Here is a 22,415-nt window from a genome sequence, read left to right as displayed (position 1 = left end):
TATTCAAGTATCAATCTACATGGGCGACATTCAAGATTTGTTTGAGATTGTCATTCAACTAACGTTTTCCGTTAGCGCAATGAAAAAGCAGCCATAGTTTGGCTGCCTCTGCTCAAATGGACTATTACAATTCCCTCAGAATCCCTTCTGGATGGAGTATTATCTGTAATGACCATATTCACTTGAAATGTCGCTCTACCTGCGTATTTTTGATCCGCTTTTATCAAAACATCAATTGGTCAAAAATTTTAACGAATATTTTCGCAATGTTTTTGGCATCATCGATACCCCTATGGTGAGTACCTTCAAGCGGCAGTTTAAGCATAGTCAAAGCTCTCTCCATGCCTACGCCCCGCTCCTTGCCAATCATCCTCCCGTGCTGATGCTTGAGACTGATATGGTTATCCGTCCATTCACTTGCGATTTGATGGAGTGCACAATCCTTCTGCAACTGGTTCTTATCATAAAACCCCCAGGAGCAGAGGATATGAGGTTCAATACCTATCCACTCTCGAAATTGATAGATTGCCTGCGGAAAATATATTGAAGCATCCACATCCGTCTGAGAAATGGAGGTAAGCCGCTTACAAAAATCAGAAAGCTGTGGGCTTAATGCAGGCTTGACAAAAATTTGGAATTCGCTCACAGTCTTCAGCCTTTCATTGAGTTTTACGGCTCCGATTTCAATAATTTCGTTTTGCCTTTTGCGGTCATTTTCCCAACAAGTGGCTTCCAGATCAAAAATGATATAGTTCATATATACTCCTTTTGTAATTCGAATCGATAGACCCATCGCTCCGGGCTATGCCTAAATTTTCTTCCAATTGCGTTAGACCGCTTGCAGCAACAGCCTGGAAAACCGGTAATTACTGCAGCATATAGCTCTTACTTTACCAGCTTTAACCAAACAATCAAAAGTCTCCAAGGTCTCCTCAAGTTCAGTTTTGTTATCGTCAACATGAGCTCTGTTTTTTCTTTCTTTCATCCATTCGCCAAGCAAAGACTCGCTTTCTCCGCCAACACAGCCTTCGTTCCATATCGCATAATTATTGGCTGTATCCAGAAAGTTTCCCCCTGTCTCAATTAAAACAAAAAAACCGCGCTGGGCGCGGATCTTATAGGACTGTGTTATTGTCCAGCGACAATAATTATTTTTCTGGATATAAGACTATTCACCCGTTTCAGCAAATTGTTTGATGCGTTCGCCCACTTGATCACGAACCCGCTGGAAGACCGCCCACTTCTCCTCATCAGTTCCTTGAGTCTTCGCCGGATCATCGAATCCCCAGTGCTCCCGTTTCACCTGAGGCGGGGTAACCGGGCATTTATCTGCTGCATCTCCACATAATGTAATAACGAGATCAGAGCTGTTCAGCAGCTGCGGATCAATAATATCTGATGTTTGACCTGAGATATCTATACCTACTTCACTCATCGCCTGAACGGCTTTCGGGTTCAAACCGTGAGCTTCAATACCGGCACTGTATACGTTCCATTCATTGCTCAAGTATTTTTTGGCCCATCCTTCCGCCATCTGGCTCCGGCAGGAGTTTCCTGTGCACAAAAAGTAAATGGTCTTCTTATCCATAAGTCTTAATCTCCTTCGAGTTTAAAATAGGGTCAATGTTATATATAAACCAAGCAGTGTGATGAACAGCGTAGGGATCGTCAAAATAATGCCTGTTTTAAAGTACGTTCCCCAGGATATCTTTACTCCTTTGGTGGAAAGCACATGCAGCCACAGTAAGGTAGCCAGCGAACCAATGGGTGTTATCTTCGGACCTAAGTCAGAACCAATAACATTTGCATAAATCAAAGCTTCTTTAATCAGTCCGGAAGTGTTCGTGGCATCAATGGCCAGTGCATCAATCATTACAGTAGGCATGTTGTTCATTATGGAGGAGATCACCGCGGCAATAAAGCCCATCCCCATCGTTGCTGCGAACAGCCCTTGATCGGCAACGGCCTGGATGGCATCAGCTAACACATTCGTAAGACCCGCATTTCTTAGACCATATACGACAACATACATACCGATGGAAAAGAAAACAATCGCCCAAGGTGCTCCCTTCACCACTTCCATTGCAGGTACAGCTGGACTTCTCCTTGCCATAAGCAGGAAAAAGATTGCGATAACCCCGGCTACAACAGACACTGGGATATTCAGGAACTCACTCACGAAGTACCCTGCCAGCAGAACTGCTAATACCCACCAGGATAGCTTGAACATCTTCTTATCTTTGATAGCTTCCGCCGGATTTTTCAGCTGGGAGCTGTCAAAGTTTCTGGAAATGCTTTTGCGGAAGAAGAAATAAAGCACGAGAATACTTGCCCCTAAGGAGAATAAGGTAGGCATTAACATCCGTCCGGCATATTCCATAAAGGTTAATCCGAAAAAGTCAGCCGATACGATATTCACCAGATTGCTTACAACCAGGGGCAAAGACGTAGTATCTGCTATAAACCCGCTAGCAATGATGAACGGAAAAACCTTTTTCTCATCAAAATTCAGCGCACGGACCATAGCCAGCACAATTGGTGTTAGAATGAGCGCTGCTCCGTCATTAGCAAAAAATGCCGCTACTACAGCACCCAGAATGATGACATAGATAAACATTAGGGTTCCATTCCCGCTAGCAGCTTTGGCCATATGTAAAGCTGCCCATTCGAAGAATCCAATTTTATCGAGGATTAGGGAGATCAAAATGATTGCTACAAAGGCCAGTGTGGCATTCCACACAATCAGCGTAACATCCAGAACATCCTTCAAGCTGACGACACCGACAAGTAAGGCGAGTAACGCTCCGCCGCAGGCAGACCAGCCAATGGACAGATGTTTAGGCTGCCAAATGACAAAAATTAATGTGACGATAAATATAAGACTCGCTAAAACTACCAAATGATCTCCCCCATTATATGTCTATATAACACATTGCAGAGCACTCCCTTCATATGCTTAAGTATAATAACGTACATCATTATATAATTATATGATTATATATTCAATATCAAAATATTACTCGCAGCAGGCAGCACCAGACGGCTTGTTTAAACTGGATAGAATGAAGCTGGTATCCGGTGTAAGCTGAAGAATGGCCGCAACATGAGGCTTATCTTCAATGCTTAAAGAGTAATACACCCACTGACCTTTTTTTTGTTCCTTAACCAATCCGCTGCTTTTCAATTTGCGCAGATGCTGGCTTACGGCTGGTTGGGAGATGTCAAAAAGATCCACGAATTCACATACACACCACTCCCGTTCTTTTAAAAGGGTTAGAATCGTGAGCCGTGTTTTATCTCCAAGGAGTTTTAAATCTTCCGCAAGTTCATTTAGTACATTCATTTAAAAGCTCCTCCCATCTATATAAGGCAATACTTATATTCTAAGACCTTAATGGCCAATTAGCAACCAGATGAAAATAATATTTGCATTTTGCAATCAATTGCGGTATAACCAGTTCAAGAGGTGAACACATGGAAACCCCACGAGAACTATTTCAAATCATGACCCGGCGCTTAGGGCTTCTCAATAAGGACTGCTGCAGTGTAAGGGGATGTAAACTATCCGCGGCCCAAAGCCATCTGCTTTATGAGATCGCCCGGAGCCACAATCCTTCCATGCAGCAAGTTGCCGAAGCACTGGGCACGGATATTACCACCTTCAGCAGACAAGTCCAGTCGTTGGTGAAAATGAATTTGGTAGAAAAGACACCTGAACCCAGCGATCGGAGAATCTATACCCTTTCCCTTACTTCCGAAGGAAAACTGGTGGCTGCAACTATTGATCAACAAATGAATGAATACCTGATTGAAGCCTTCTCGCATATGAGTGAGTTTGAAGTAGAAACATTGCTACGATCCATCAAGCTTTTCAACGATGCTATGGGGAAATCCAGCAATTGCTGCGCACCTGTTAAAGGGTGATTTCCCTTGGCCTTTATTTGTAACTTGCAAGTTATTTTAATGATAAGGAGTGTGTATTCATGAACAAACTTACGAATGACCAAATCCGCCAAAATGTACGGGGACGTTATCAAACCATTGCTGTACAAAAGGCCGAACCTGCCTCCTCCTGCTGCTCCTCTGCTGACAGCTGCTGTGACAGCCCAACTGATTATGATGCCATATCTGCTAAAATGGGATATTCTAGTGAGGATCTGGCCGCAGCTCCTGAAGGCGCAAATTTAGGTCTTGGTTGCGGTAATCCCCAGGCTATTGCTGAGCTGAAGCCTGGTGAACATGTTATGGATCTCGGGAGCGGCGGCGGGTTCGATTGCTTCCTCGCTTCCCGGCAGGTAGGTGAACAAGGCCATGTTATCGGTGTAGATATGACTCCTGAGATGATTAGCCGGGCAAGAGATAATGCCATTAAAGGTAAGTTTAATAATACCGAATTCAGGTTGGGAGAAATTGAACATCTTCCGGCGGCCGACAACTCGGTTAATGTCATAATCTCCAACTGTGTGATTAACCTCTCGCCTGATAAGCAGCAAGTATTCCGTGAAGCCTATCGCGTTCTTATGCCCGGAGGGCGTCTGGCCATCTCTGATATTGTAACTACAGCTGAGCTACCCCCCGAAATCAAAAATGACCTGGGCGAATTATATTCGGGTTGTATCTCCGGGGCCTCTTTCATTTCTGATCTGGAGATGATGCTTCAGGAAAGCGGCTTTACTGAGATCCATATTGAGCCCAAAGACGAATCCAGAACATTTATCAAAGATTGGGTTCCCGGTGCGAACGTTGAGCAATACATCGTCTCTGCTGTGATTAAAGCGAGAAAACAATCTTAAGGAGATGATCTAATGAGAGTGGTCAAGGGTTGTATCGGAAGATGGGCTACCGGCAGGTGGGTCTATTGGAGAAGCAGGGGATTATAGACAAAACGTTTATTGATGTGATGATTATGGAGAAGCTTCTACTATAAAAATGAAGATAAAAAAGGAGAAGTTCTACCCGTAAACGGAAGAACTTCTCCTTTTAATCAGTTCCAACTACTCCCTACTTACTAACCAATCAGCAACTTGTCCTCTGGGTAACGGTACTTCTGTTTAACACTTTTTTGTGCCAAGGCAAAGGCTAAGGTTAAAGGGCCCAGTCTCCCAATATACATTATAACTATGATGATACATTTACCAATCGGTGACAGATCAGGGGTTAAGCCCATGGACATGCCCACGGTTCCAAAGGCTGATGTAGCTTCAAATAAAAGAGCAAGAATATCCGTATGGCGGGTATATTCAGTAATTGTTAATAAAAAGGTTGCTCCAAGAACAAGGCCTAAGGAGATGGTCATTACAGCCAATGATCTGAAAATAAGATCTTGAGGTATCCGTTTTTTTAGCAGCTGCACATCAGCATTCCCCTTGATGGTTGAGAAGATGCTTAATATGAGTACCGCAAAGGTGGTCGTCTTGATCCCCCCGCCTGTCGAGCCTGATGAAGCTCCTATGAACATCAGAAAGATCATAAAGAACTGGGACGCCGGTAACATCGCACCAATATCAATGGAGTTGAACCCCGCTGTGCGGGTAACCACTCCCTGGAAATATCCACCCCAGATTCTTTCCCCCCATGTGAGTGTACCAAATGTTCTGGTATTAAAAAGCTCAAACACAAATATGACCAGAAACCCTGCAAAACAAAGCACTCCTGAAGTGATTAGCACGATTTTTGTGTGAAAAGACAGAGCCTTCCAGCTTCTCTTGCGGTATAGATCCAGAATCACAATAAATCCAATTCCACCAATGATAAATAAAAATGAAATGACAATATTGACTAACGGATCACCGACATACCGGCTCAGACTATCCGACCATAATGAAAAACCTGCGTTATTAAAGGCCGAGATGGAATGGAAAATTCCATAATATAAGGCTTTGGCAACACCCAGGTCATTTGCCCACCGGACGGTCAACAACAATGCCCCAAGAGTTTCGAAGATAAATGAGATCAGCACAATGCTTAGTGATAACCGGACGACCCCTTGTGTTTCAATGGAGTTCGAAGATTGTTGGATGAGTAAACGCTCCTTCAGCCCAATCTTCTTCCCCAGAATTACGGCAATTAGAACACTGAACGTCATGAATCCTAATCCTCCGATTTGAATGAGGAGCAGGATAATGATTTGTCCAAAGTTGGAGAAGTCGGTTCCTGTATCCAGCACCACCAGTCCAGTGACACACACAGCTGAAGTTGAGGTAAACAATGCATTTAGCCATCCCACACTAGTTCCGGTGGATGAAGATACCGGTAAGGACAACATAATTGTCCCCAGAATGATGGTTACAGCAAAACCTAAAAGAATAATTCTTGATGAGGTTAGACTGAGTTTTCGAGTAAACCAAAGGTACCTTTTTTTAAACATATCACTGGCTCCTGTAATGATTCTTTTCGTAAATAAACAGCGCTGCGTCACCTTCAAGGCTGTGTGTCCAGTGAGAGCATCAGCCAGGTAGCTCTTGTTGAAAACACTGTTGGTCCTTTAGATAATCGAGCAAAAGCCGGTTAAATAATTGCGGTTGACATAGGTGACTAGGATACATGGCATTCTCGATGATCGCTAAATGAGCTTTGGGATACTTAGCCGCTGTTTTTTTAACTTGCTCTAACACCCGCTCATTGTGATTACCTGACACGATCAGCACCGGAATTTGCAGCCGCAGCGCAAACCCGTAACCGTCCGAATACTTCAACGCCATGCGTTGCTTAATCCATTCTGTCGTCCGTTTATGCATAAGCTCTTTTCTCAAGATATGGTAAGCCAAGAGCCACCGGTGATAGGTGATACGTAAAGGCTTGATAAACATTTCAGCAGGGAGATAATGAGAAATCCAGGCACAGAACTGCAACGCTTCTTTCAACTTACTTCCACTAGCAGAGTAATCACCTTGAAAATAACTATCCACCAAAATCATGGTAATCACCCGCTCAGGGAACAGATAGGCGAACTTCTGGGCAAGTATAGCTCCAGTGGAGCAGGCTACAATTACAATCTTTTCTACATCCAGTTTATCTAATAATGCCTTTAGATCCTCAACTTGAGTGTCTAAGATCCGGCCAATCTCAACATTCATCTTCCCCGACAGCCCGTTTCCTCTTAGATCATAGACAATTACTTTCGCGCGCTTACTGAAATATTCCGCCTGTGGTTCAAAAAGATGGTGGGAGGTCGAATAATCATGGATAAAAACGATGGGCAGACCGCTACCCGATATCTCATAATACAAGGTTGTTCCGTTGACATCAACAATAGGCACTGCAGGATTCCCCTCTCATGAACGCTTACGGGGTTAGCTGACGGATTCGGACCTGAGTAGCCCTACTCGATATTCTCGAGATTCACCCCGGAACTTTTGGTTCCCCCGTTTCCTTTACAGGAATTCAGCGGCAAATATCATTTCTCAGATTGCTCCTTACTTCTTTCCGTATGGGTAAGCAGATCGTCTTGTATGCTGTTTTTCCACAAGGGAACGCCCGAACGGTAGGCCGCCCGGCCATTTAGATGGCCTGCGACCGGTGAAGTGATGAATACAAAAAGAATCGCCAGCAGCAGCTTGACACTGATCTCTCCATCTTTGAACCAAAAGTAAAGGAAGCCGCCGCCCAATAAACATAACACCCCGAACGTTGCACTTTTGGTGGCCGCATGTGAACGCAGATAGACATCGGGCAGCCGGATCAGACCAAAGGCACTAATGCCGCAAAAAATGGCGCCCAGCACTACTAGAATCGAGCTAAACAACTCACCTGTCATGCAGTTCCCCTCCTTCTTCCACAACAACCCCACGTTCGATATACCTTGCGAGTGCAGTGGTTCCAATAAACGTCAGAATACCGATAACCAGAATTACCTCAAGAAAATTGCGGGTATCCAGCAGCATACTAATGACAGTAATCATAGCCAGTACATGAATGCCTATCGTATCTAGGGCCGCCACCCTATCCGAACGGGTAGGTCCTTTCAGAAGCCGGTACAGGCACGCGAGTATGGCCATTCCCAGAATGGTCAATGCGGTAGTTAATAGTACGGAGACCATCAGCGGGTCACCTCCATGATCACTTGTTCGAAATTCCCCCGGATCTGCTTCACCATTTCCTCAGCATCTTTGATGTCAATAGCATGAATATATAAGGTCTTCCCATCCCTTGACACGTCGAGAGTTAGCGTGCCAGGAGTCAGACATATCAGACAAGACAACAGTGTAACTTCCCAGGCTGAGGTTAAGGCTGTCTCATAGGCGAATATTCCAGGGCGGATCGCCAGCTTCGGACGAAGAATATGATAAATCACCACAAAGTTCGAGATGGTCAATTCGCGGATAAAGATCAGCAGCAGCTTGAATATGGACCATAGACGTTTTAAATAAAATGGCTGGGCCTGGGGCTTGGATCTTCTGAATAACAGCAGCATCCCTATGCCGAGCAGAAACCCGATAAGAAAAGTGGCGCCGGAGCTGCTATTATTGATTGCCATCCACAATAAAGCAACTAACAGATTAAACAAGAATTGTAGAGTCATTATATCTACTCCTTCAGTATGGCTTGAATGTATTCCGCAGGTGAAGCCAGAACCTCTCCGGCCTGTGCTACATAGGCATATAGAGCATCTGCTCCAATACCCATTGCAATGACAAGCACAATCAGTGCAGCGGCGACAGCAGAAGCTCTCTTCAGGTTCACAGCAGGCAGTTCTCTCTCAGGTTCATTTCCCCAGAAGGCCAGCCTGAACATCTTGATTAAGGAATACAGCACCATAAAGCTTGAGCCGAGACCGATAAGAGACAGTGTCAGCATACCGGCATCCAAAGCTCCGCGGATGATCAGCAGCTTTCCGGCAAAACCGCTCAGCGGCGGAATCCCCACCAGAGCAAGGGTCAATATAAAGAACATCCAGCCCAGGAGCGGGTATTTCTTAATCATGCCTCCCATTCCACTCAAACGATCTGTTCCTGCTGCGGAGATGATTAATCCGCCCAGTATAAACAGGAGCCCTTTAGCCAGCATATCGTGAAGCAGATAGAAGATGACTCCGTTCAGCGAATCCCCGGTACCTGCAGCAAGCCCGAAAGCCACAAATCCGACACTAATAATGACATTATAATTAAGAATCCGAGGGATATCCTTGTAGGCCACTGCCCCTATGCTGCCCAGAATCATGGTTGCCGCAGCCATCCAGGCGATCAAACTATGCGTGAGACTGGTATCATTCACAAACATCAGGGTGAACGTGCGGATAATGGCATATAGTCCTACTTTGGTAAGAAGAGCACCAAATAGTGCCCTGATCGCCGAAGGCGGTGCGCCGTACGATCCCGGGAGCCAATAGAACAGGAACAGCCCCGCTTTTAAGGAGAAGACGATTAAAAAAAGCACAGCAATTACGTTCAATATACCGCCTTGCCCCGCTTCAGCAATACGCTGTGACAAATGCGCCATATTCAGCGTCCCTACTGCCGCATACAGATACGCTACAGCTGCTACAAACAACGTTGACGACACAATATTGATCAGCAGGTATTTCGCTGTCTCCCGTAACTGCAGCTTGGTCCCTCCAAGGGAGATAAGGGCATATGAAGAAATCAGCATCACCTCAAAGAAGACGAACAAGTTGAAAATATCTCCCGTAAGGAAAGAGCCGTATACCCCGACCAGCAAAAAATGAAAGAAAGTATAATAATAATACCGCTCCCTCTGCTCTCCAATGCTGCTGAAGGAATAGAGCAATATGGCGAAGCTTACGATGGAAGCCATCATCACCATTAGTAAAGCGAACATATCTCCAACAAATACAATCCCGTAAGGGGGGACCCACCCTCCCATTTGTAAGGTCATAATGCCATCAGCATGTACACGTGTAACCAGCAAGGCTGTACTAAGGATAGTAAGGATACCGCTAACTACGCTAATCCCCCGCTGAAGGCGTATCTGCTCTTTGAATAGAATCAGAATCACCGCTGTACATAACGGAATCAGAATAGGCAGAACCAGAAGGTTATTCATTCTTTGACCTCCTTGATACTGTCGATTTCATCCGTACCTAAGGCCTGATAAGAGCGGTAAGCAAGCACGAAATAGAAGGCAGTTACGCCGAAGCTGATCACGATAGAGGTCAGGATCAGAGCCTGCGGCAGCGGATCGACATAAGTCTCCTCATTACCCAGCACAGGAGCTGCCCCCCGCTTGAGTCCGGCCATGGTCAGAAGCAGCAGATGTACACCATGCGTCAGTAAGGAGGTTCCCAGGACAACCCGCAGGAGGATTTTGGACAAAATCAGGTACACCCCTATAGTAAACAGAATGCCTATTGCTATCGCCATTACTAGTTCCATCTTTTATCCCCTCCAATCGTTAAAATAATGTTCATCGCAACTCCTACCACTGCTAAATAGACGCCTAAGTCAAATAGCACAGCTGTTGCCAGTTCGACATCTCCAAGGATAGGAAGATGGAAGTGTCCGAAGGAATGACTCAGAAAAGGGACACCAAAGAGAAATGAGCCTGAAGCTGTAAGAATAGCCAGCATGAGCCCTGCTGCCGTGAGCAGGCGGTAGTTTACAGGAAACACTTTACGAATCTGATCCATGCCAAAAGCGATGGTTATCAGTATAAGCGCTGCGGAAGTCATCAATGCGCCAATGAAGCCTCCCCCCGGATGATTATGACCTGCAAAGAACAGATACAGGGAGAAGATCAGAATGATGATGACAATTCCTTTGGACATCGTCTGCAGAATCACATCATTACTGCGCAGAGGTACAGCCAGCTGCGGATCAATTCGCTTAGGCTCCTCTTTCATTCTCAGATGGACAAGGGCATAAATGCCCAGCGAAGCGATACCAAGCACCATGATCTCAAATAAAGTATCGAATCCGCGGAAGTCTACAAGAATGACGTTAACTACATTTTTTCCGCCTGCCAGAGCGTAGCTTTCTTGTAAGAAGTACTCGGAGATGGACGCGAACGGACTACTGCCCATTGCTGCCAGAGCGACCAGCGTCACTGTTACACCCACACCAAGCGAGATGATCAGGTTAGGCAGCTTGAAGCGCATGTTCTCCTTCTGCTTCTTCAGCTTCGGCAAGTACCGGAAACAGAGCAGGAACAGGATGACGGACACGGTCTCAATAATCATCTGGGTCAGCGCAAGATCAGGTGCCCGGAAAAGGACAAACAGCAGCGTCACCATGTACCCGACACCGCCGGTGAACAGGATGGCATTGACCCGTGATTTGGCAAAAGGAACAGCAAAGGCTGCCAGCAGCATCGTTACAATAACGGCCCATTCATAGAAGGATAAGTCCGCATACTGTTTCATGCCAAAGCTGATCCCGGGTTCCCGGAGGAGAACACTAAGCACAGCCACGATCAAAAAGCTGAAGATATACAGTAAATAATGGCGGTTAGAGCCGGTCATATAGGCATCTGTCAAACGCGCGGACCCCCGTTCCAGTAGACGGAGCGACGCATCATACACCCGGTTAAGCGTATTCCGCCCCCTGGCTTCACGGTCCAGCACCCGCAGCCGGGTATAGCTTTTGAACAGGAGAATTCCGGCTGCTACAACACCAAATGTCATGAAGATCTCGGGTGTCCAGCCATGCCAGAAATGAATAGAAGTCTCAAAGCTCTCCCCCGGAGAGAGCATCCCCGTGTGTATGGAGGCCATTGCCGGCTCAATCAGCGTGACCGAGACCAGATCCGGGAAAAAGGCAAACACCAGTGTGAAAGAAATCAGAATGACGGGTGCCAGCAAGAGTCCTAGTGGAGCTTCATGCGGCGTTTTGTCCAGTTTGTCTGAATGCAGCTTGCCGCCGAAGGTCTTAAATACAAGAATCATACTATATACAAAAGTAAATACACTCGCAATCCAGGCAATGACAGGAAAGAGCTGCAGCCAGAATCCAGAATTCAGAATATCGAACTCGCGGATATTCAGTACCGCAGTGAAGAACATCTCTTTGCTGAGAAATCCGCTGAATGGAGGCAGCCCGGCCATGGAGAACGCCCCCATTAGTGCGACCGAGAAGGTAATCGGCATAAGCGACATCAGTCCGCCAAGCTTGCGGAGATCGCGGGTGCCGGTCTCATGGTCGATGATGCCTACCACCATGAACAGGCTGCCTTTGAACACAGCATGATTGATGAGGTGGAACAGCGCGGCTGTAGTAGCCATCGTATAAAAAATCGCGTCTTGTCTTCCGCCGGCAAAGCCGGCTGCTGATCCCAGACCAAAGAGTGACATGATGAGGCCCAATTGGCTGATCGTAGAATAGGCCAGTAAGGCTTTGAGATCTGTTTGCCGGATCGCTTTGAACGACCCATAGATCAAAGTAAGCAGGCCGGTTACAGACACCAGCCAGAACCACTCCGATTGCCCCGCAAAGACAGGAGTAAGCCTGGCCACCAGATAAATCCCTGCCTTGACCATGGTAGCGGAGTGAAGATAGGCGCTGACCGGAGTCGGAGCTTCCATGGCGTCCGGCAGCCAGATATGGAACGGAAACTGAGCCGATTTCGTAAAGGCACCCAGCAGAATCAGCAGCATAGCCGGGATAAACATAGCGTGATCCGTGATGGTTCCTGCCAATGCAATAATCTCGCGGATACTATAAGTACCGGTCATCACATACAGCAGATTAAATCCGGCAAACATGGCAAGTCCGCCGAACACGGTGATCAGCATAGACTTGAGTGCCCCATAACCGGATCTTTCCCGCCCGTACCAGAAAGCAATAAGCAGGAATGAGGATATACTGGTAAGTTCCCAGAACCCGTATAGTACGATCAGATTATCGGACAGCACTACCCCCAGCATGGCGCCCATGAAGATGAGCAGGTACATATAGAACCGCCGGATTCCCTCCGTCTGTTTGTCGAGATAAAAAATGGAGTATAGCACAACGAGTGCCCCCATTCCCGAAATCAGCAGGACAAAGATCAGACTTAGCCCATCCAGGATCAAGGTGATATTCACTCCAAAAGACGGCATCCAGGCGAAGGTATCTACTATAGAATCACCTGCACGGATCACAGGAATCCTCGTCAGCAAATACAGGAATAGCGCCGCTGGCAGGGGCAGGACGAGCCATCCCAGATGGAAGCGCGCAGTTTGTCTGGTCAGCAGTAACAGCGCGGATAGTAGAAACGGAAGAAGAATTATGATATGCAGCACGGCTCAGTACCCCTTTCTATCTATAGTTATAGTGCTCACTTCGGCTTGACCCATTCATTCTGTACAATTCTTAAATATTGTGCCTCGCCATTGGTAACCATTTTAAAGAGACCTGTATTAAAATCCGTATCCAATTCCCGGAAGAAGGTGCCCTTTATCGCCTCGCTGCCAGTATTCTCCTCCATTAAAATATAGCGGTCGCCTTTTTTGGCCAGATAGGCAGTAAATCCCCGTTCATGTGTCTGCTCCAGAAGCTCGGGATACCTTTGAACGGCAACGAGATGAAGATCAATGGTGCCGACCAGCTCCATCAGATCATTGATGAAATTGCCGCGTGTAATTTCCTGCCACAGGGTTTGGTTGGATTGCCCTAGCACAATCTGTGTCACTTGGTATTCTTGAGCAGTTTCCACGATGACCTGAGCTGTCTTTTTCCCGTTGCATTTGCGGTTCAGAAATTGCCCTCCGGCATCCTGGGTCTGCTGCTCCCAAGCGGAGAGGTACAACTGCTTCTCGTGATTATATTCACCATCTCCGCTGGCATCAACAGTAAGAACAGTAAGCGGAGCCTGAAGCTTTCTGGCCAGCTCGCCGCCTCTCTGAATCAACCGTTGTCCATGGGGCCCGTAATGCACACACACCATAATACTCTCCAGCTTCATTTCCATTTCAAATCCTCCGTAAGTTAATTTTTTCCAGGTAAAAACACAAAAAGAGCCCGCTGTTGGCAGGCTCCTCCGGGTACTTCAGTATACAATTGGCTTTATTATATAGTTCTCAAGAGAGAAAGTAAAGAATATTGACGGCGTATATTGTCCTCTCCATCCGGAGAACACTACTCTTTCTTGCCCAATACCCCATACAGAAATAGATTTCCTAACTCTTTTCTTAAGTCAACAGTTAAGTTCTCAGTAATGGACGGATTGCCTAGCATAGTGATAATTCCGTTCATAAAAATCATAATAGCTTCTGCAGATACGCCCCCAGTTACTTTCCCCTCAGCTTTCCCCTGTTCAATTAATTTCATGATTTCTGGGATGGCAACAGTATTGGCATACTGCTCAACATATGCTTTGAATGCCGGATCTGTAAAGATAAAGTTCTTCATCCCTTCGCTGGTTATGGATTCCTGATTGTTCACCGATACCTCATACATCTTATTCATCTTTTCTTCAAAGGGCAGGTCTGAGTTCATCATTTGGATGAAATCTTTACCCTCTTCCTCCATTTGATGGTAAAAGACTTCTTTGGCCAGCTCCTCTTTATTGCCAAAAAAATTATAGATGGATCCCGGAGAGACACCTGCATGCTGTGCAATCTCACGCACGCCTATCTCTTTAAAGTTTCTCGTCATGACCATATCCGTTAACGATTCTAAAATTTGCTTTTTCTTCTGTTGTCTTCGTTTTTCAAAGCCATTCATGATATATTCCACCTAATTCCGGTATTTATGAAACAGTATACCCTTATGTTATATATTTATTGACTTCATAGCAAGATGAGAATATTATGTAACTGAAATCATTTTTGTTATATAACTTTGACGGGAGGCGTCAAGCTTTTGATTATAATCGAAGCATTAACAAAGCTCTATTCCAATGGCAAAGGAGTACGGGAGATTAGCTTTGAGGTGAAGGAAGGCGAGGTTTTCGGTTTTCTGGGACCTAATGGAGCCGGAAAAACAACAACGCTCCGCCAGTTGATGGGTTTCGTTCACCCAACGAGCGGGAGGGCAACGATCAAGGGCCTTGACTGCAGTAGAGACGCTGCACAGATCCAAAAGACTCTGGGGTATGTACCCGGGGAAATTGCGTTCTACGATTACATGACCGGACTTCAATTTCTGACCTTTATTGATGAGTTAAGGGGACGTAAAGATCATATACGCCGCAGTCAATTAATTGACAGATTCGAGCTGGAGCCTGGCGGGAAAATCCGTAAAATGTCCAAAGGAATGAAGCAAAAAGTAGGATTAATTGCGGCCTTTATGCATGATCCTGAGGTTATCATTCTGGATGAGCCGACAAGCGGACTGGACCCGCTTATGCAGAAACGTTTTATAGAATTAATTATTGAGGAACGCGGCCGGGGGAAAACTGTCCTGATGTCCTCTCACCTATTTGATGAGATCGATCAGACCTGTGAACGGGCAGCTATTATACGCGAGGGAGAACTTGTTGCCGTTGAGAGCATCCGCTTACTAAAAGCAGCGTTGCCGCAAAGCTTTGTTGTTACCATGGTGGATAAGGAAGGTATGGCTATTCTCCAAAACAGTACTCTGAATTATATACAAAGAGCTCCCCTTATCGTTGAGATCTTTATCAAAGAGGATTATGACCCTATGCTGCGCCTACTGGCTCAATGTAAAGTGGCTCATATGGTGTCAACTCCCCAGACGCTTGAACAGATTTTCATGGACTTTTATGGAAAGGGGCGCTGATTGTGATGTCTTGGGCTCTATTTAAAGCAAATATACGAGTTAACCGTTTTCTGTGGCTTCTGATTGTCGCCGTGTATTCTTTTTATTCCGTTGTATTATTAAGTATGTTCAACCCGGATAGCGCAGATGAATTGAAGGATATGCTAAATATGCTTCCTTCCGGGCTAATGAACGCCATGGGAATGAATTTCGGGTCAACCCTGCTCACGTTTCTGTCAGGGACGTTATACAGTATCCTTCTGTATCTATTCCCTATGATCTTGTCCATTGTTGTTAACCACCGGCTTATAGCCGTACATGTAGATAAAGGCAGTATGGCCTACCTGCTCTCAACTTCTAACTCAAGAATTCGGATCGCCGTGACTCAGGCCGTATTTAGTCTGACCTCTGTAACTGCAATCTTCAGCTGGATCACTATCCTGACGCTGATCACCTCTTCTGTCATGTTTCCCGGACTAATGGACACCAAGCAATTTATACTATTGAATCTTTACGCACTCCTGATGTATTACACGATTAATGGAATCTGTTTCCTGGCCTCCTGCCTGGCGAACGAAGCCAGATACAGCCTCGGACTGGGGGCCGGCCTCCCGATCACGTTTGTATTGCTGCAAATGCTCGGTGATTCCGGGGCAAGGCTGGAATGGCTCGGATATTTCTCATTATTCGCCTTGTTCGACCCGGAACGATTATTCGCCGGTGATAGTTTTGCATATATAGGGATGGCTGTATTTGCGGGACTGGCGGCTGTGCTGTATACTGTGGGAATTATTTGGTTTAATAAAAAAGACTTGCCTATTTAACTTATTTGGCAAGCTGGGGGAGTGGAATATGCCAAGAATTGCCCAAACATTCAAGCTGGAAACAGGAGCGGATATTGAGTATACAGTTGTCGGAAGAGGTGAACCTGTGTTCATTCTTCATGGCGGACATTCCAACTGCCAGGAGGATTTTGGCTATAAAATTCTCCTGGAGAACGGGTATTCCATTATTACACCATCGCGGCCCGGATATGGCCGGACAAGCAACGAGCTTGGAAGCTCATTAGATGCTGCCTGTAAAGCATATGAGCAATTACTGGATCATTTGAATCTTACTAAAGTGCATATTATCGCTGTATCTGCCGGAGGCCCCTCTGGCTTAACTTTTGCTGCCCGCTATCCCCATCGGGTTCACAGCCTTACGCTTCAGTCTGCTGTATCAAAGGCATGGCATAGCCATGAGGATACAACCTATAAAGCAGCCAAACGATTGTTTCATCCAAGAACAGAAAAGTATACTTGGAAACTCCTCTCCGTCTTCAGCCGCAGCTTTCCGAATTTTATCCTGAAGCAGATGGTGCCTTCCTTCAGTAGCCTTCCGGTCAGCCAAGTCATGCAACAATTCACTCAAGAAGATGTGAAACAATTTGCTGCCATGAATCAGCGCCAGCGCTCAGGGCATGGATTTATGCTAGATCTTGAGCAGCTAGCTTGGTTTGAACCTTCCGGTCTACCTGCAATATTATGTCCTACTCTGATTATACATAGTAAATATGACCAGGCCGTTTTACCTGCGCACGCTTATGCAGCCTTTGAACTCATTCCGCAAGCCGAGCTTTGTCTTTTTGAATCATGGGGACATTTGATCTGGCTCGGCAAGGATGCTGATACTATGAACAGGAAACTGATTGATTTTTTAAATATAACAGCCTAAACATTTTTCATGACGTTCTTGCTCTCCTCCATCGTGACTATTCACCCGTTTCAGCAAATTGTTTGATGCGCTCGCCCACTTGATCACGAACCTGCTGGAAAACCTTCCACTTCTCCTCATCTGTTCCTTTAGCTTTCGCCGGATCATCAAATCCCCAATGCTCACGTTTCACTTGAGGAAGGGGAATGGGGCATTTATCTGCTGCATCTCCACATAATGTAATGACAAGATCAGAGCTATTCAGCAGCTGCGGATCAATAATATCTGACGTTTGACCTGAGATATCTATACCTGCTTCACTCATCGCCAGAACGGCTTTCGGATTCAAACCATGAGCCTCAATGCCGGCACTATACACATTCCATTCATTGCTCAGTTATTTTTTGGCCCATCCTTCCGCCATCTGGCTCCGGCAGGAGTTTCCTGTACACAAAAAATAAATCGTTTTCTTATCCATGAGCCGCATTCTCTTTTGAGTTTAAAATAGGGTCAATGTTATATTGGGTTTAATCTAAGGCATAATTATATAATTATCGTGGGCGTGGTCAAGGATTGTATCAGAAGATGGGCTGTCGGCAGGTTAGTGTATTTGAGAAGCAAGGATTGATGGACGGAGCGTTTATTGATGTGATGATTATGGAGAGGCTGCTATAATCTCCAAAATACGAAAAGGCCCAAGTGACTGTATCTGTTGTCAAATTGGGCTAATATGATCATTAAAGTTTAGCAAGGTTCATTTTCGGCGGGATATACCCGAGTTGCCTGCCTATTTTGACAATTTGTCCTCTATGATGAAATTCGTGGGTGATAGTGTGCGTAAATAACCAAAGTTCGGTTAACTCTACACTGTCACTCTGCCAGGATGCTAAATGGGTAGGATCCCCTTTGGTTTTAAAGTCATATAGAAATTCATAAACCAGTTCATCTATGTTCTTAAACATTTCACGCATTTTCTGTACTTTATCTATGGACTTCGGATTCACTTTGGGAAGTGATTTACCAAGGGCACGGCTCCCTAACCATACCCGATAACAATCGGCTACATGAGCGTGCAGACTGCAAATAGAAGCTCCGCCAAAGCTTTCTACTTCTTTCACATAATCTGTGGGGGACATCGTTTCGCAATAACGAAATAATGATTCCCTTGTGCGTTGTATCATTTCATACTGGCTTTTGAATACATCCATCTTCTCGCTCTCCTTTAGCCTTTGAGAACCTCATTGATAATCATTTTAAATAAGGACTTTAGATATCTATAATAACTATTATGTTTCATAATGTCAAGGCTCATACGTAAAGTAAAGATATATTAAGTTCGCATTTGCTTCATGAAAAAGGTATAATTCACTTCAAGTTAGCTTTAAGTATGAAAGGAGCATTTTGGCATGTACAGTATTAGTGAAATTGAGAAGATCACAGGTTTACGCCCCTCCACTCTGCGCTATTATGAACAAGAAGGCATCTTGCCACAGGTTGAACGGAATGCTTTAGGCCGGAGAGAATATTCGGATGAGGTCTTAGAATGGCTTGAACTGGTAATCGCTCTCAAAGATACGGGAATGTCGATTGAAGATATTAAGGCTTATACAGAGCTGATCCGGCAAGGTGATCCTTCTCTGGAGGCCAGAAAACAATTTTTGCTTACGCATAAAGCTAAAGTGGAACGCAGTGTGGCCCAGACTCAATTTCATCTGGAGAAGATTATCCGCAAGATAGCGATCTACGATATTTTGATGTATAAGAAGATGGAATAGTCTATGAATATTCATATTGCAAAATCAGTATTGACTTCAAGTTAACTTTAAGATGTATAGTGAAGTTATACCCTTGAAGGAGTGATTACATTGTCTGAAGCAAAAGTATGGCTTATTACAGGATGTTCAACAGGATTTGGGCGGCATATCGCGCAGCAAGCGATTGAAGCCGGCTATAAAGTTGTGGTGACCGCACGGAATGTTGAGCAGGTAACCGGGCTTACTGCCGGACATGAGGATCAGGTGATTGCTCTTCCATTGGATGTCACTAATCCAGAGCAGATCCGTAATGTGGTTAACCGCACGATGGAGAAGTTTAACCGTATTGATGTGCTTGTGAACAATGCAGGGATCGGATATTTCAGCTCCGTTGAGGAAAGCGTAGAGGAAGAAACGCGTAAGATGTTCGAGGTTAACTTCTGGGGACTTATGCATGTTACCAATGCTGTTCTTCCTCATATGAGATCGCAAAAGAGCGGTCACATTATAAACTTCTCATCCATTGGCGGTCTGACTTCATTCCCGACCCTTGGCTATTACCATGCTACAAAATACGCTGTGGAGGGCATATCCGAGAGTCTTGCCCAAGAATTGCAGCCTTTTAACATTCATGTGACTTTGATAGAGCCAAGCAGCTTCCGCACCGATTGGGGCGGCCGCTCTTCTGTCAAAACAGAGACAAGCATCCCTGAGCTGAAGGAATCTGCCGTCGGACAAATGCTGCAAGGGATCGCGCTCGGTGCCGGTCAAGAAGCTGGAGATCCTGCAAAGGCTGCTGAAGCAGTGATTAAAGTTGTGGAATCAGCGGAACCCCCTCTTCGTTTGTTGCTTGGACAACAAGCCTATCAAGCAGCAACCTATAAATTTAACAATATGCTTGCCAGCATAGAACAATGGAAAGAAATAACGATAAACGCAGATTATAAACAATAAATGTATAGGTTGGCAGCTACTTTATTATTTAATAAAGTAGCTGCGAAGACCCTTGATCCAGTGTCCGTTGGCCACATCCACCAGCAGCTGAATTCGCTTGAACGTTAAGAACCCGGGACTGAGCAGCGCCATGGTCCGGATCGGATTATCGCTGGCCGATGCCATCAGCATTTTGAAATGCACGTTGGTATAGTCCGGTTTCCCGTCTGCCGTAGTTGATTTGGCAATGACCCGTTCAATCGTCTTATAGAATTGCTTGAAGATAAAACTATGGTCCTTCATCTCAAAGACAGAGCATTCCACCGTAAACTTGCCTTTGCCCGGCATGATAAACGGCTTGAAATCCCCATACACAGATTTGAAATCATTCACGGAAGGAATTCCTTCCAGCGTATAGTACCATTCATTCACTGCGCTTTTCTTCGGGGTAATCCCTTCAAGATGCACGGACGATTCCAGTCTGATATCGGCTGAGGAACTGCCGAGCAGTATTTTGTACTCTCCTTGTTCAATTTGCCAATCCCGGGAGTCGGGGTCATAAAAGGCAAAGCTGCGCTTATCCAATCGGAGAGTCACGCTCTGCCGTTCGCCGCTGGCGAGAAATACCTTGGCAAATCCTTTTAATTCTTTGAGTGGCCCGTAAGCTCCTTGTGTTTGCCTGGATACATACAACTGAACAACTTCCGCGCCGTCTGCTTGGCCATTATTCGTTACCTCAAGCCGAACCACAAATTCATTGTCCTTCAGACGTTCTACCTGGAGCTGGTCATAAACAAATGTGGTATAGCTTAGGCCAAAGCCGAAGGGAAAAGCCACATTCTTGTTAGCCTTGTTAAAATAGCGGTAACCGGCAAACATGCTTTCCCGGTACGGAACCTGTTTAGGATCTACACCATAATAGGAAGCATTCACCACATCGCTTAGCCGGAGCGGAAAGGTCTCTGTCAATTTCCCCGAAGGGTTGACCGTCCCATACAGAAGGTCTGCCGCAGCAAGCCCACCCGCCTGTCCGGACAACTGCATATGGAGGCAGGCTTTTACCTTTTCCATCCATGGTGTTTCTACTGCCGAGCCTCCAACCATGATGGCAATCAGATTAGAGGTTGTCTCCGCCAATCTGCCCAGCAGCCTGATCTGATTATTAGGAATGGACAGCGTGGTGCGGTCGAAGCCTTCGCTCTCATAAATCTCAGTCAGGCCAATGACCACGATGACCGCCGTATCCTGCTCCACTCCCGCAACAGCCGCCTTTAGCAGTTCCTCATTCTCGACATCTTCCAGCTCATACCCTGCATAGTAGCGTAAGTCTGCATCATATTGCTCCAAGCCGTCCAGAAGGCTATGGATCTGAGTGGGATTAACCAATGAGGAGCCTGTACCCTGATACCGCGGCTGTTCGGCCAGTTTCCCGATGACAGTCAGTCGCTGCCCCTTGCTTAGCGGCAGGAAGTTATTCTCATTCTTCAGCAGGACACCGCCGCCTTGTGCGGCTTTACGGGCAAGCTCATGATGCTGATCGTACATTTGCTGTGCATCTCTCTGCTTCTCCGCGCGCTTAGTAGTACGCTCTATTAGCTGCAAGAGACGCAACACGGACTGATCAATTTCGGCTTCGCTCAATTCGCCGGAGAGCACGGCCTGATGGACAAGCTCATCGAAGGCTCCCTTGCTTCCCGGCATTTCCAAATCCAGGCCTGCTTTGAAACCTTCAATTCTGTTATTCATCGCACCCCAGTCGGTGATTACCGCACCTGTGAAGCCCCATTCCTCCCGTAATAGATCTGTCAGCAATTCCCGGTGATCACTGGCGTAGGTGCCATTAAGTTTATTGTAGGAACACATCACTGTAGCAGGCTGTGCTTCCTTAACCGCAATCTCAAAGGCCGGCAAATAAAATTCGCGGAGGGCCCGTTCATCAATCAAGGAATCGCTGCTCATTCGTTTGGCTTCCTGGCTATTGCCCGCGAAATGCTTGACAGACACCCCGGTCCCGGTGCTCTGGACACCCTGGATCCAGCTTGCGGCAAGCTTGCCCGACAGGTAGGGATCTTCACTGAAATACTCGAAATTCCGTCCGCTCAGCGGGCTGCGCTTCATATTCACACCCGGACCCAGAATTACATGTACATCCTCCTGAATAGCCTCCTGGCCGAGCGCTTCGCCGATCTCCGCAAGCAACGCTTCATCCCAAGTTGCGCCAAGCAGACTCGCCGTGGGGAAGCAGGTCGTTTGGACACTGGCGTTAAGTCCCAGATGGTCTGCTTCTCCCTCCTGTTTGCGGATGCCATGCGGGCCGTCACTCAGGAACAGTGCTGGGATCTCATATTGCGGAAATGCCTTGGTCATCCAGAAGGAGGCTCCTGAACACAAAGCTATTTTTTCTTCCAGACTCATTAATTGGATTATCGTATGGTGATTC

Annotated in this window: 23 protein-coding genes, 3 pseudogenes and 1 riboswitch; of the genes and pseudogenes, 9 read left to right on the top strand and 17 right to left on the bottom strand. The window is 46.1% G+C overall.

All coding sequences use genetic code 11. The features are described from left to right. Positions 1 to 223 precede the first annotated feature (223 nt). The 4 genes from MKZ07_RS07670 to MKZ07_RS07655 form a co-directional block, all read right to left on the bottom strand. Positions 224 to 757 (bottom strand): 3'-5' exonuclease, encoded by a 534-nt coding sequence (locus MKZ07_RS07670; protein ID WP_036696861.1) that lies wholly within the window; start codon positions 755 to 757, stop codon positions 224 to 226. A gap of 411 nt (positions 758 to 1,168) precedes the next feature. Then, positions 1,169 to 1,588 (bottom strand): arsenate reductase (thioredoxin), encoded by a 420-nt coding sequence (arsC, locus tag MKZ07_RS07665; protein ID WP_036696860.1) that lies wholly within the window; start codon positions 1,586 to 1,588, stop codon positions 1,169 to 1,171. 21 nt (positions 1,589 to 1,609) lie between these two features. Then, the gene (locus MKZ07_RS07660; protein ID WP_339808201.1) at positions 1,610 to 2,899 is read right to left on the bottom strand and encodes an arsenic transporter; all 1,290 of its coding nucleotides are present in this window, start codon (positions 2,897 to 2,899) and stop codon (positions 1,610 to 1,612) included. Positions 2,900 to 3,016: 117 nt separating this feature from the next. Continuing rightward, on the bottom strand, positions 3,017 to 3,343 hold the full coding sequence (locus MKZ07_RS07655) for an ArsR/SmtB family transcription factor (protein ID WP_036701483.1): 327 nt from the start codon (positions 3,341 to 3,343) through the stop codon (positions 3,017 to 3,019). A gap of 131 nt (positions 3,344 to 3,474) precedes the next feature. Here MKZ07_RS07655 and MKZ07_RS07650 point away from each other — a divergent pair, with 131 nt between their 5' ends. From MKZ07_RS07650 to MKZ07_RS07640, 3 genes and pseudogenes are all read left to right on the top strand, one after another. Continuing rightward, entirely contained in the window at positions 3,475 to 3,924 is a 450-nt protein-coding gene (locus MKZ07_RS07650; protein ID WP_036701481.1) for a MarR family winged helix-turn-helix transcriptional regulator, read from the top strand. Positions 3,925 to 3,983: 59 nt separating this feature from the next. After that, positions 3,984 to 4,793 (top strand): arsenite methyltransferase, encoded by an 810-nt coding sequence (locus tag MKZ07_RS07645; protein WP_036701480.1) that lies wholly within the window; start codon positions 3,984 to 3,986, stop codon positions 4,791 to 4,793. A gap of 11 nt (positions 4,794 to 4,804) precedes the next feature. Beyond that, positions 4,805 to 4,927: pseudogene (locus MKZ07_RS07640) on the top strand (GNAT family N-acetyltransferase); the annotation flags it as partial. An 81-nt stretch (positions 4,928 to 5,008) separates the two neighbouring features. Here the strand turns inward: MKZ07_RS07640 and MKZ07_RS07635 are convergent. The 10 genes from MKZ07_RS07635 to MKZ07_RS07590 all read right to left on the bottom strand — a co-directional run bounded on the left by MKZ07_RS07635 (position 5,009) and on the right by MKZ07_RS07590 (position 14,597). Further along, entirely contained in the window at positions 5,009 to 6,367 is a 1,359-nt protein-coding gene (locus MKZ07_RS07635) for a TrkH family potassium uptake protein (protein ID WP_051494071.1), read from the bottom strand. Positions 6,368 to 6,446: 79 nt separating this feature from the next. Further along, positions 6,447 to 7,259 (bottom strand): alpha/beta fold hydrolase, encoded by an 813-nt coding sequence (locus MKZ07_RS07630; protein WP_036701478.1) that lies wholly within the window; start codon positions 7,257 to 7,259, stop codon positions 6,447 to 6,449. Positions 7,260 to 7,266: 7 nt separating this feature from the next. Then, positions 7,267 to 7,399: riboswitch (cyclic di-AMP (ydaO/yuaA leader) on the bottom strand. Beyond that, complete coding sequence (gene mnhG, locus MKZ07_RS07625; protein WP_036701476.1) at positions 7,397 to 7,756, bottom strand: monovalent cation/H(+) antiporter subunit G; 360 nt, start codon at positions 7,754 to 7,756, stop codon at positions 7,397 to 7,399. It overlaps the preceding riboswitch by 3 nt. After that, complete coding sequence (locus MKZ07_RS07620) at positions 7,746 to 8,039, bottom strand: Na(+)/H(+) antiporter subunit F1 (protein ID WP_036701474.1); 294 nt, start codon at positions 8,037 to 8,039, stop codon at positions 7,746 to 7,748. Before MKZ07_RS07620 ends, mnhG begins: the two co-directional genes overlap by 11 nt. After that, positions 8,039 to 8,521 (bottom strand): Na+/H+ antiporter subunit E, encoded by a 483-nt coding sequence (locus MKZ07_RS07615; protein WP_341025438.1) that lies wholly within the window; start codon positions 8,519 to 8,521, stop codon positions 8,039 to 8,041. Before MKZ07_RS07615 ends, MKZ07_RS07620 begins: the two co-directional genes overlap by 1 nt. Positions 8,522 to 8,526: 5 nt before the next feature. Further along, positions 8,527 to 10,002 (bottom strand): Na+/H+ antiporter subunit D, encoded by a 1,476-nt coding sequence (locus tag MKZ07_RS07610; RefSeq protein ID WP_341025437.1) that lies wholly within the window; start codon positions 10,000 to 10,002, stop codon positions 8,527 to 8,529. Then, entirely contained in the window at positions 9,999 to 10,331 is a 333-nt protein-coding gene (locus tag MKZ07_RS07605; protein ID WP_036701470.1) for a Na(+)/H(+) antiporter subunit C, read from the bottom strand. The genes MKZ07_RS07610 and MKZ07_RS07605 overlap by 4 nt, the downstream gene beginning before the upstream one ends. Further along, on the bottom strand, positions 10,322 to 13,174 hold the full coding sequence (locus MKZ07_RS07600; RefSeq protein ID WP_341025435.1) for a Na+/H+ antiporter subunit A: 2,853 nt from the start codon (positions 13,172 to 13,174) through the stop codon (positions 10,322 to 10,324). The genes MKZ07_RS07605 and MKZ07_RS07600 overlap by 10 nt, the downstream gene beginning before the upstream one ends. A 35-nt stretch (positions 13,175 to 13,209) precedes the next feature. Next, positions 13,210 to 13,842, bottom strand: coding sequence for a universal stress protein (locus MKZ07_RS07595; protein ID WP_341025434.1), 633 nt, complete (start codon positions 13,840 to 13,842; stop codon positions 13,210 to 13,212). A 167-nt stretch (positions 13,843 to 14,009) separates the two neighbouring features. Beyond that, positions 14,010 to 14,597: a TetR/AcrR family transcriptional regulator gene (locus MKZ07_RS07590; RefSeq protein WP_341025432.1), complete on the bottom strand. Its 588-nt coding sequence runs from the start codon at positions 14,595 to 14,597 to the stop codon at positions 14,010 to 14,012. A gap of 138 nt (positions 14,598 to 14,735) precedes the next feature. Between MKZ07_RS07590 and MKZ07_RS07585 the strand changes: the two genes are divergently transcribed. The 3 genes from MKZ07_RS07585 to MKZ07_RS07575 all read left to right on the top strand — a co-directional run bounded on the left by MKZ07_RS07585 (position 14,736) and on the right by MKZ07_RS07575 (position 17,309). Continuing rightward, positions 14,736 to 15,614, top strand: a complete 879-nt coding sequence (locus MKZ07_RS07585; protein ID WP_076153747.1) for an ABC transporter ATP-binding protein — start codon at positions 14,736 to 14,738, stop codon at positions 15,612 to 15,614. 149 nt (positions 15,615 to 15,763) lie between these two features. Beyond that, positions 15,764 to 16,417 (top strand): ABC transporter permease, encoded by a 654-nt coding sequence (locus MKZ07_RS07580; RefSeq protein WP_156949752.1) that lies wholly within the window; start codon positions 15,764 to 15,766, stop codon positions 16,415 to 16,417. Positions 16,418 to 16,445: 28 nt separating this feature from the next. After that, the gene (locus MKZ07_RS07575) at positions 16,446 to 17,309 is read left to right on the top strand and encodes an alpha/beta fold hydrolase (protein ID WP_036701461.1); all 864 of its coding nucleotides are present in this window, start codon (positions 16,446 to 16,448) and stop codon (positions 17,307 to 17,309) included. Positions 17,310 to 17,346: 37 nt separating this feature from the next. On the opposite strand, the pseudogene arsC (MKZ07_RS07570) reads toward MKZ07_RS07575, so the two are convergent. Continuing rightward, positions 17,347 to 17,766 (bottom strand): annotated as a pseudogene (arsC, locus tag MKZ07_RS07570) (arsenate reductase (thioredoxin)). An 83-nt stretch (positions 17,767 to 17,849) separates the two neighbouring features. On the opposite strand from arsC (MKZ07_RS07570), the pseudogene MKZ07_RS07565 reads away from it, so the two are divergent. Next, positions 17,850 to 17,963 (top strand): annotated as a pseudogene (locus tag MKZ07_RS07565) (arsinothricin resistance N-acetyltransferase ArsN1 family A); the annotation flags it as partial. Between the two features lie 62 nt (positions 17,964 to 18,025). Here MKZ07_RS07565 and MKZ07_RS07560 read toward each other — a convergent pair. Beyond that, entirely contained in the window at positions 18,026 to 18,496 is a 471-nt protein-coding gene (locus tag MKZ07_RS07560) for a DinB family protein (protein WP_036701459.1), read from the bottom strand. Positions 18,497 to 18,694: 198 nt separating this feature from the next. Between MKZ07_RS07560 and MKZ07_RS07555 the strand changes: the two genes are divergently transcribed. Both MKZ07_RS07555 and MKZ07_RS07550 read left to right on the top strand, forming a co-directional pair. Next, the gene (locus MKZ07_RS07555; RefSeq protein ID WP_036701457.1) at positions 18,695 to 19,063 is read left to right on the top strand and encodes a MerR family transcriptional regulator; all 369 of its coding nucleotides are present in this window, start codon (positions 18,695 to 18,697) and stop codon (positions 19,061 to 19,063) included. Between the two features lie 90 nt (positions 19,064 to 19,153). Further along, a complete protein-coding gene (locus MKZ07_RS07550; RefSeq protein ID WP_341025428.1) occupies positions 19,154 to 19,996 on the top strand; it encodes an oxidoreductase in 843 nt (280 codons plus the stop codon). Between the two features lie 24 nt (positions 19,997 to 20,020). Here MKZ07_RS07550 and MKZ07_RS07545 read toward each other — a convergent pair whose 3' ends face one another. Beyond that, positions 20,021 to 22,342 (bottom strand): glycoside hydrolase family 3 C-terminal domain-containing protein, encoded by a 2,322-nt coding sequence (locus MKZ07_RS07545; RefSeq protein ID WP_341025427.1) that lies wholly within the window; start codon positions 22,340 to 22,342, stop codon positions 20,021 to 20,023. Positions 22,343 to 22,415 lie beyond the last annotated feature (73 nt).

Source organism: Paenibacillus sp. FSL P4-0338 (genome assembly GCF_038002365.1).
Taxonomy (GTDB): Bacteria; Bacillota; Bacilli; order Paenibacillales; family Paenibacillaceae; genus Paenibacillus_AQ.
This window is presented reverse-complemented; position numbering and strand designations above follow the sequence as displayed.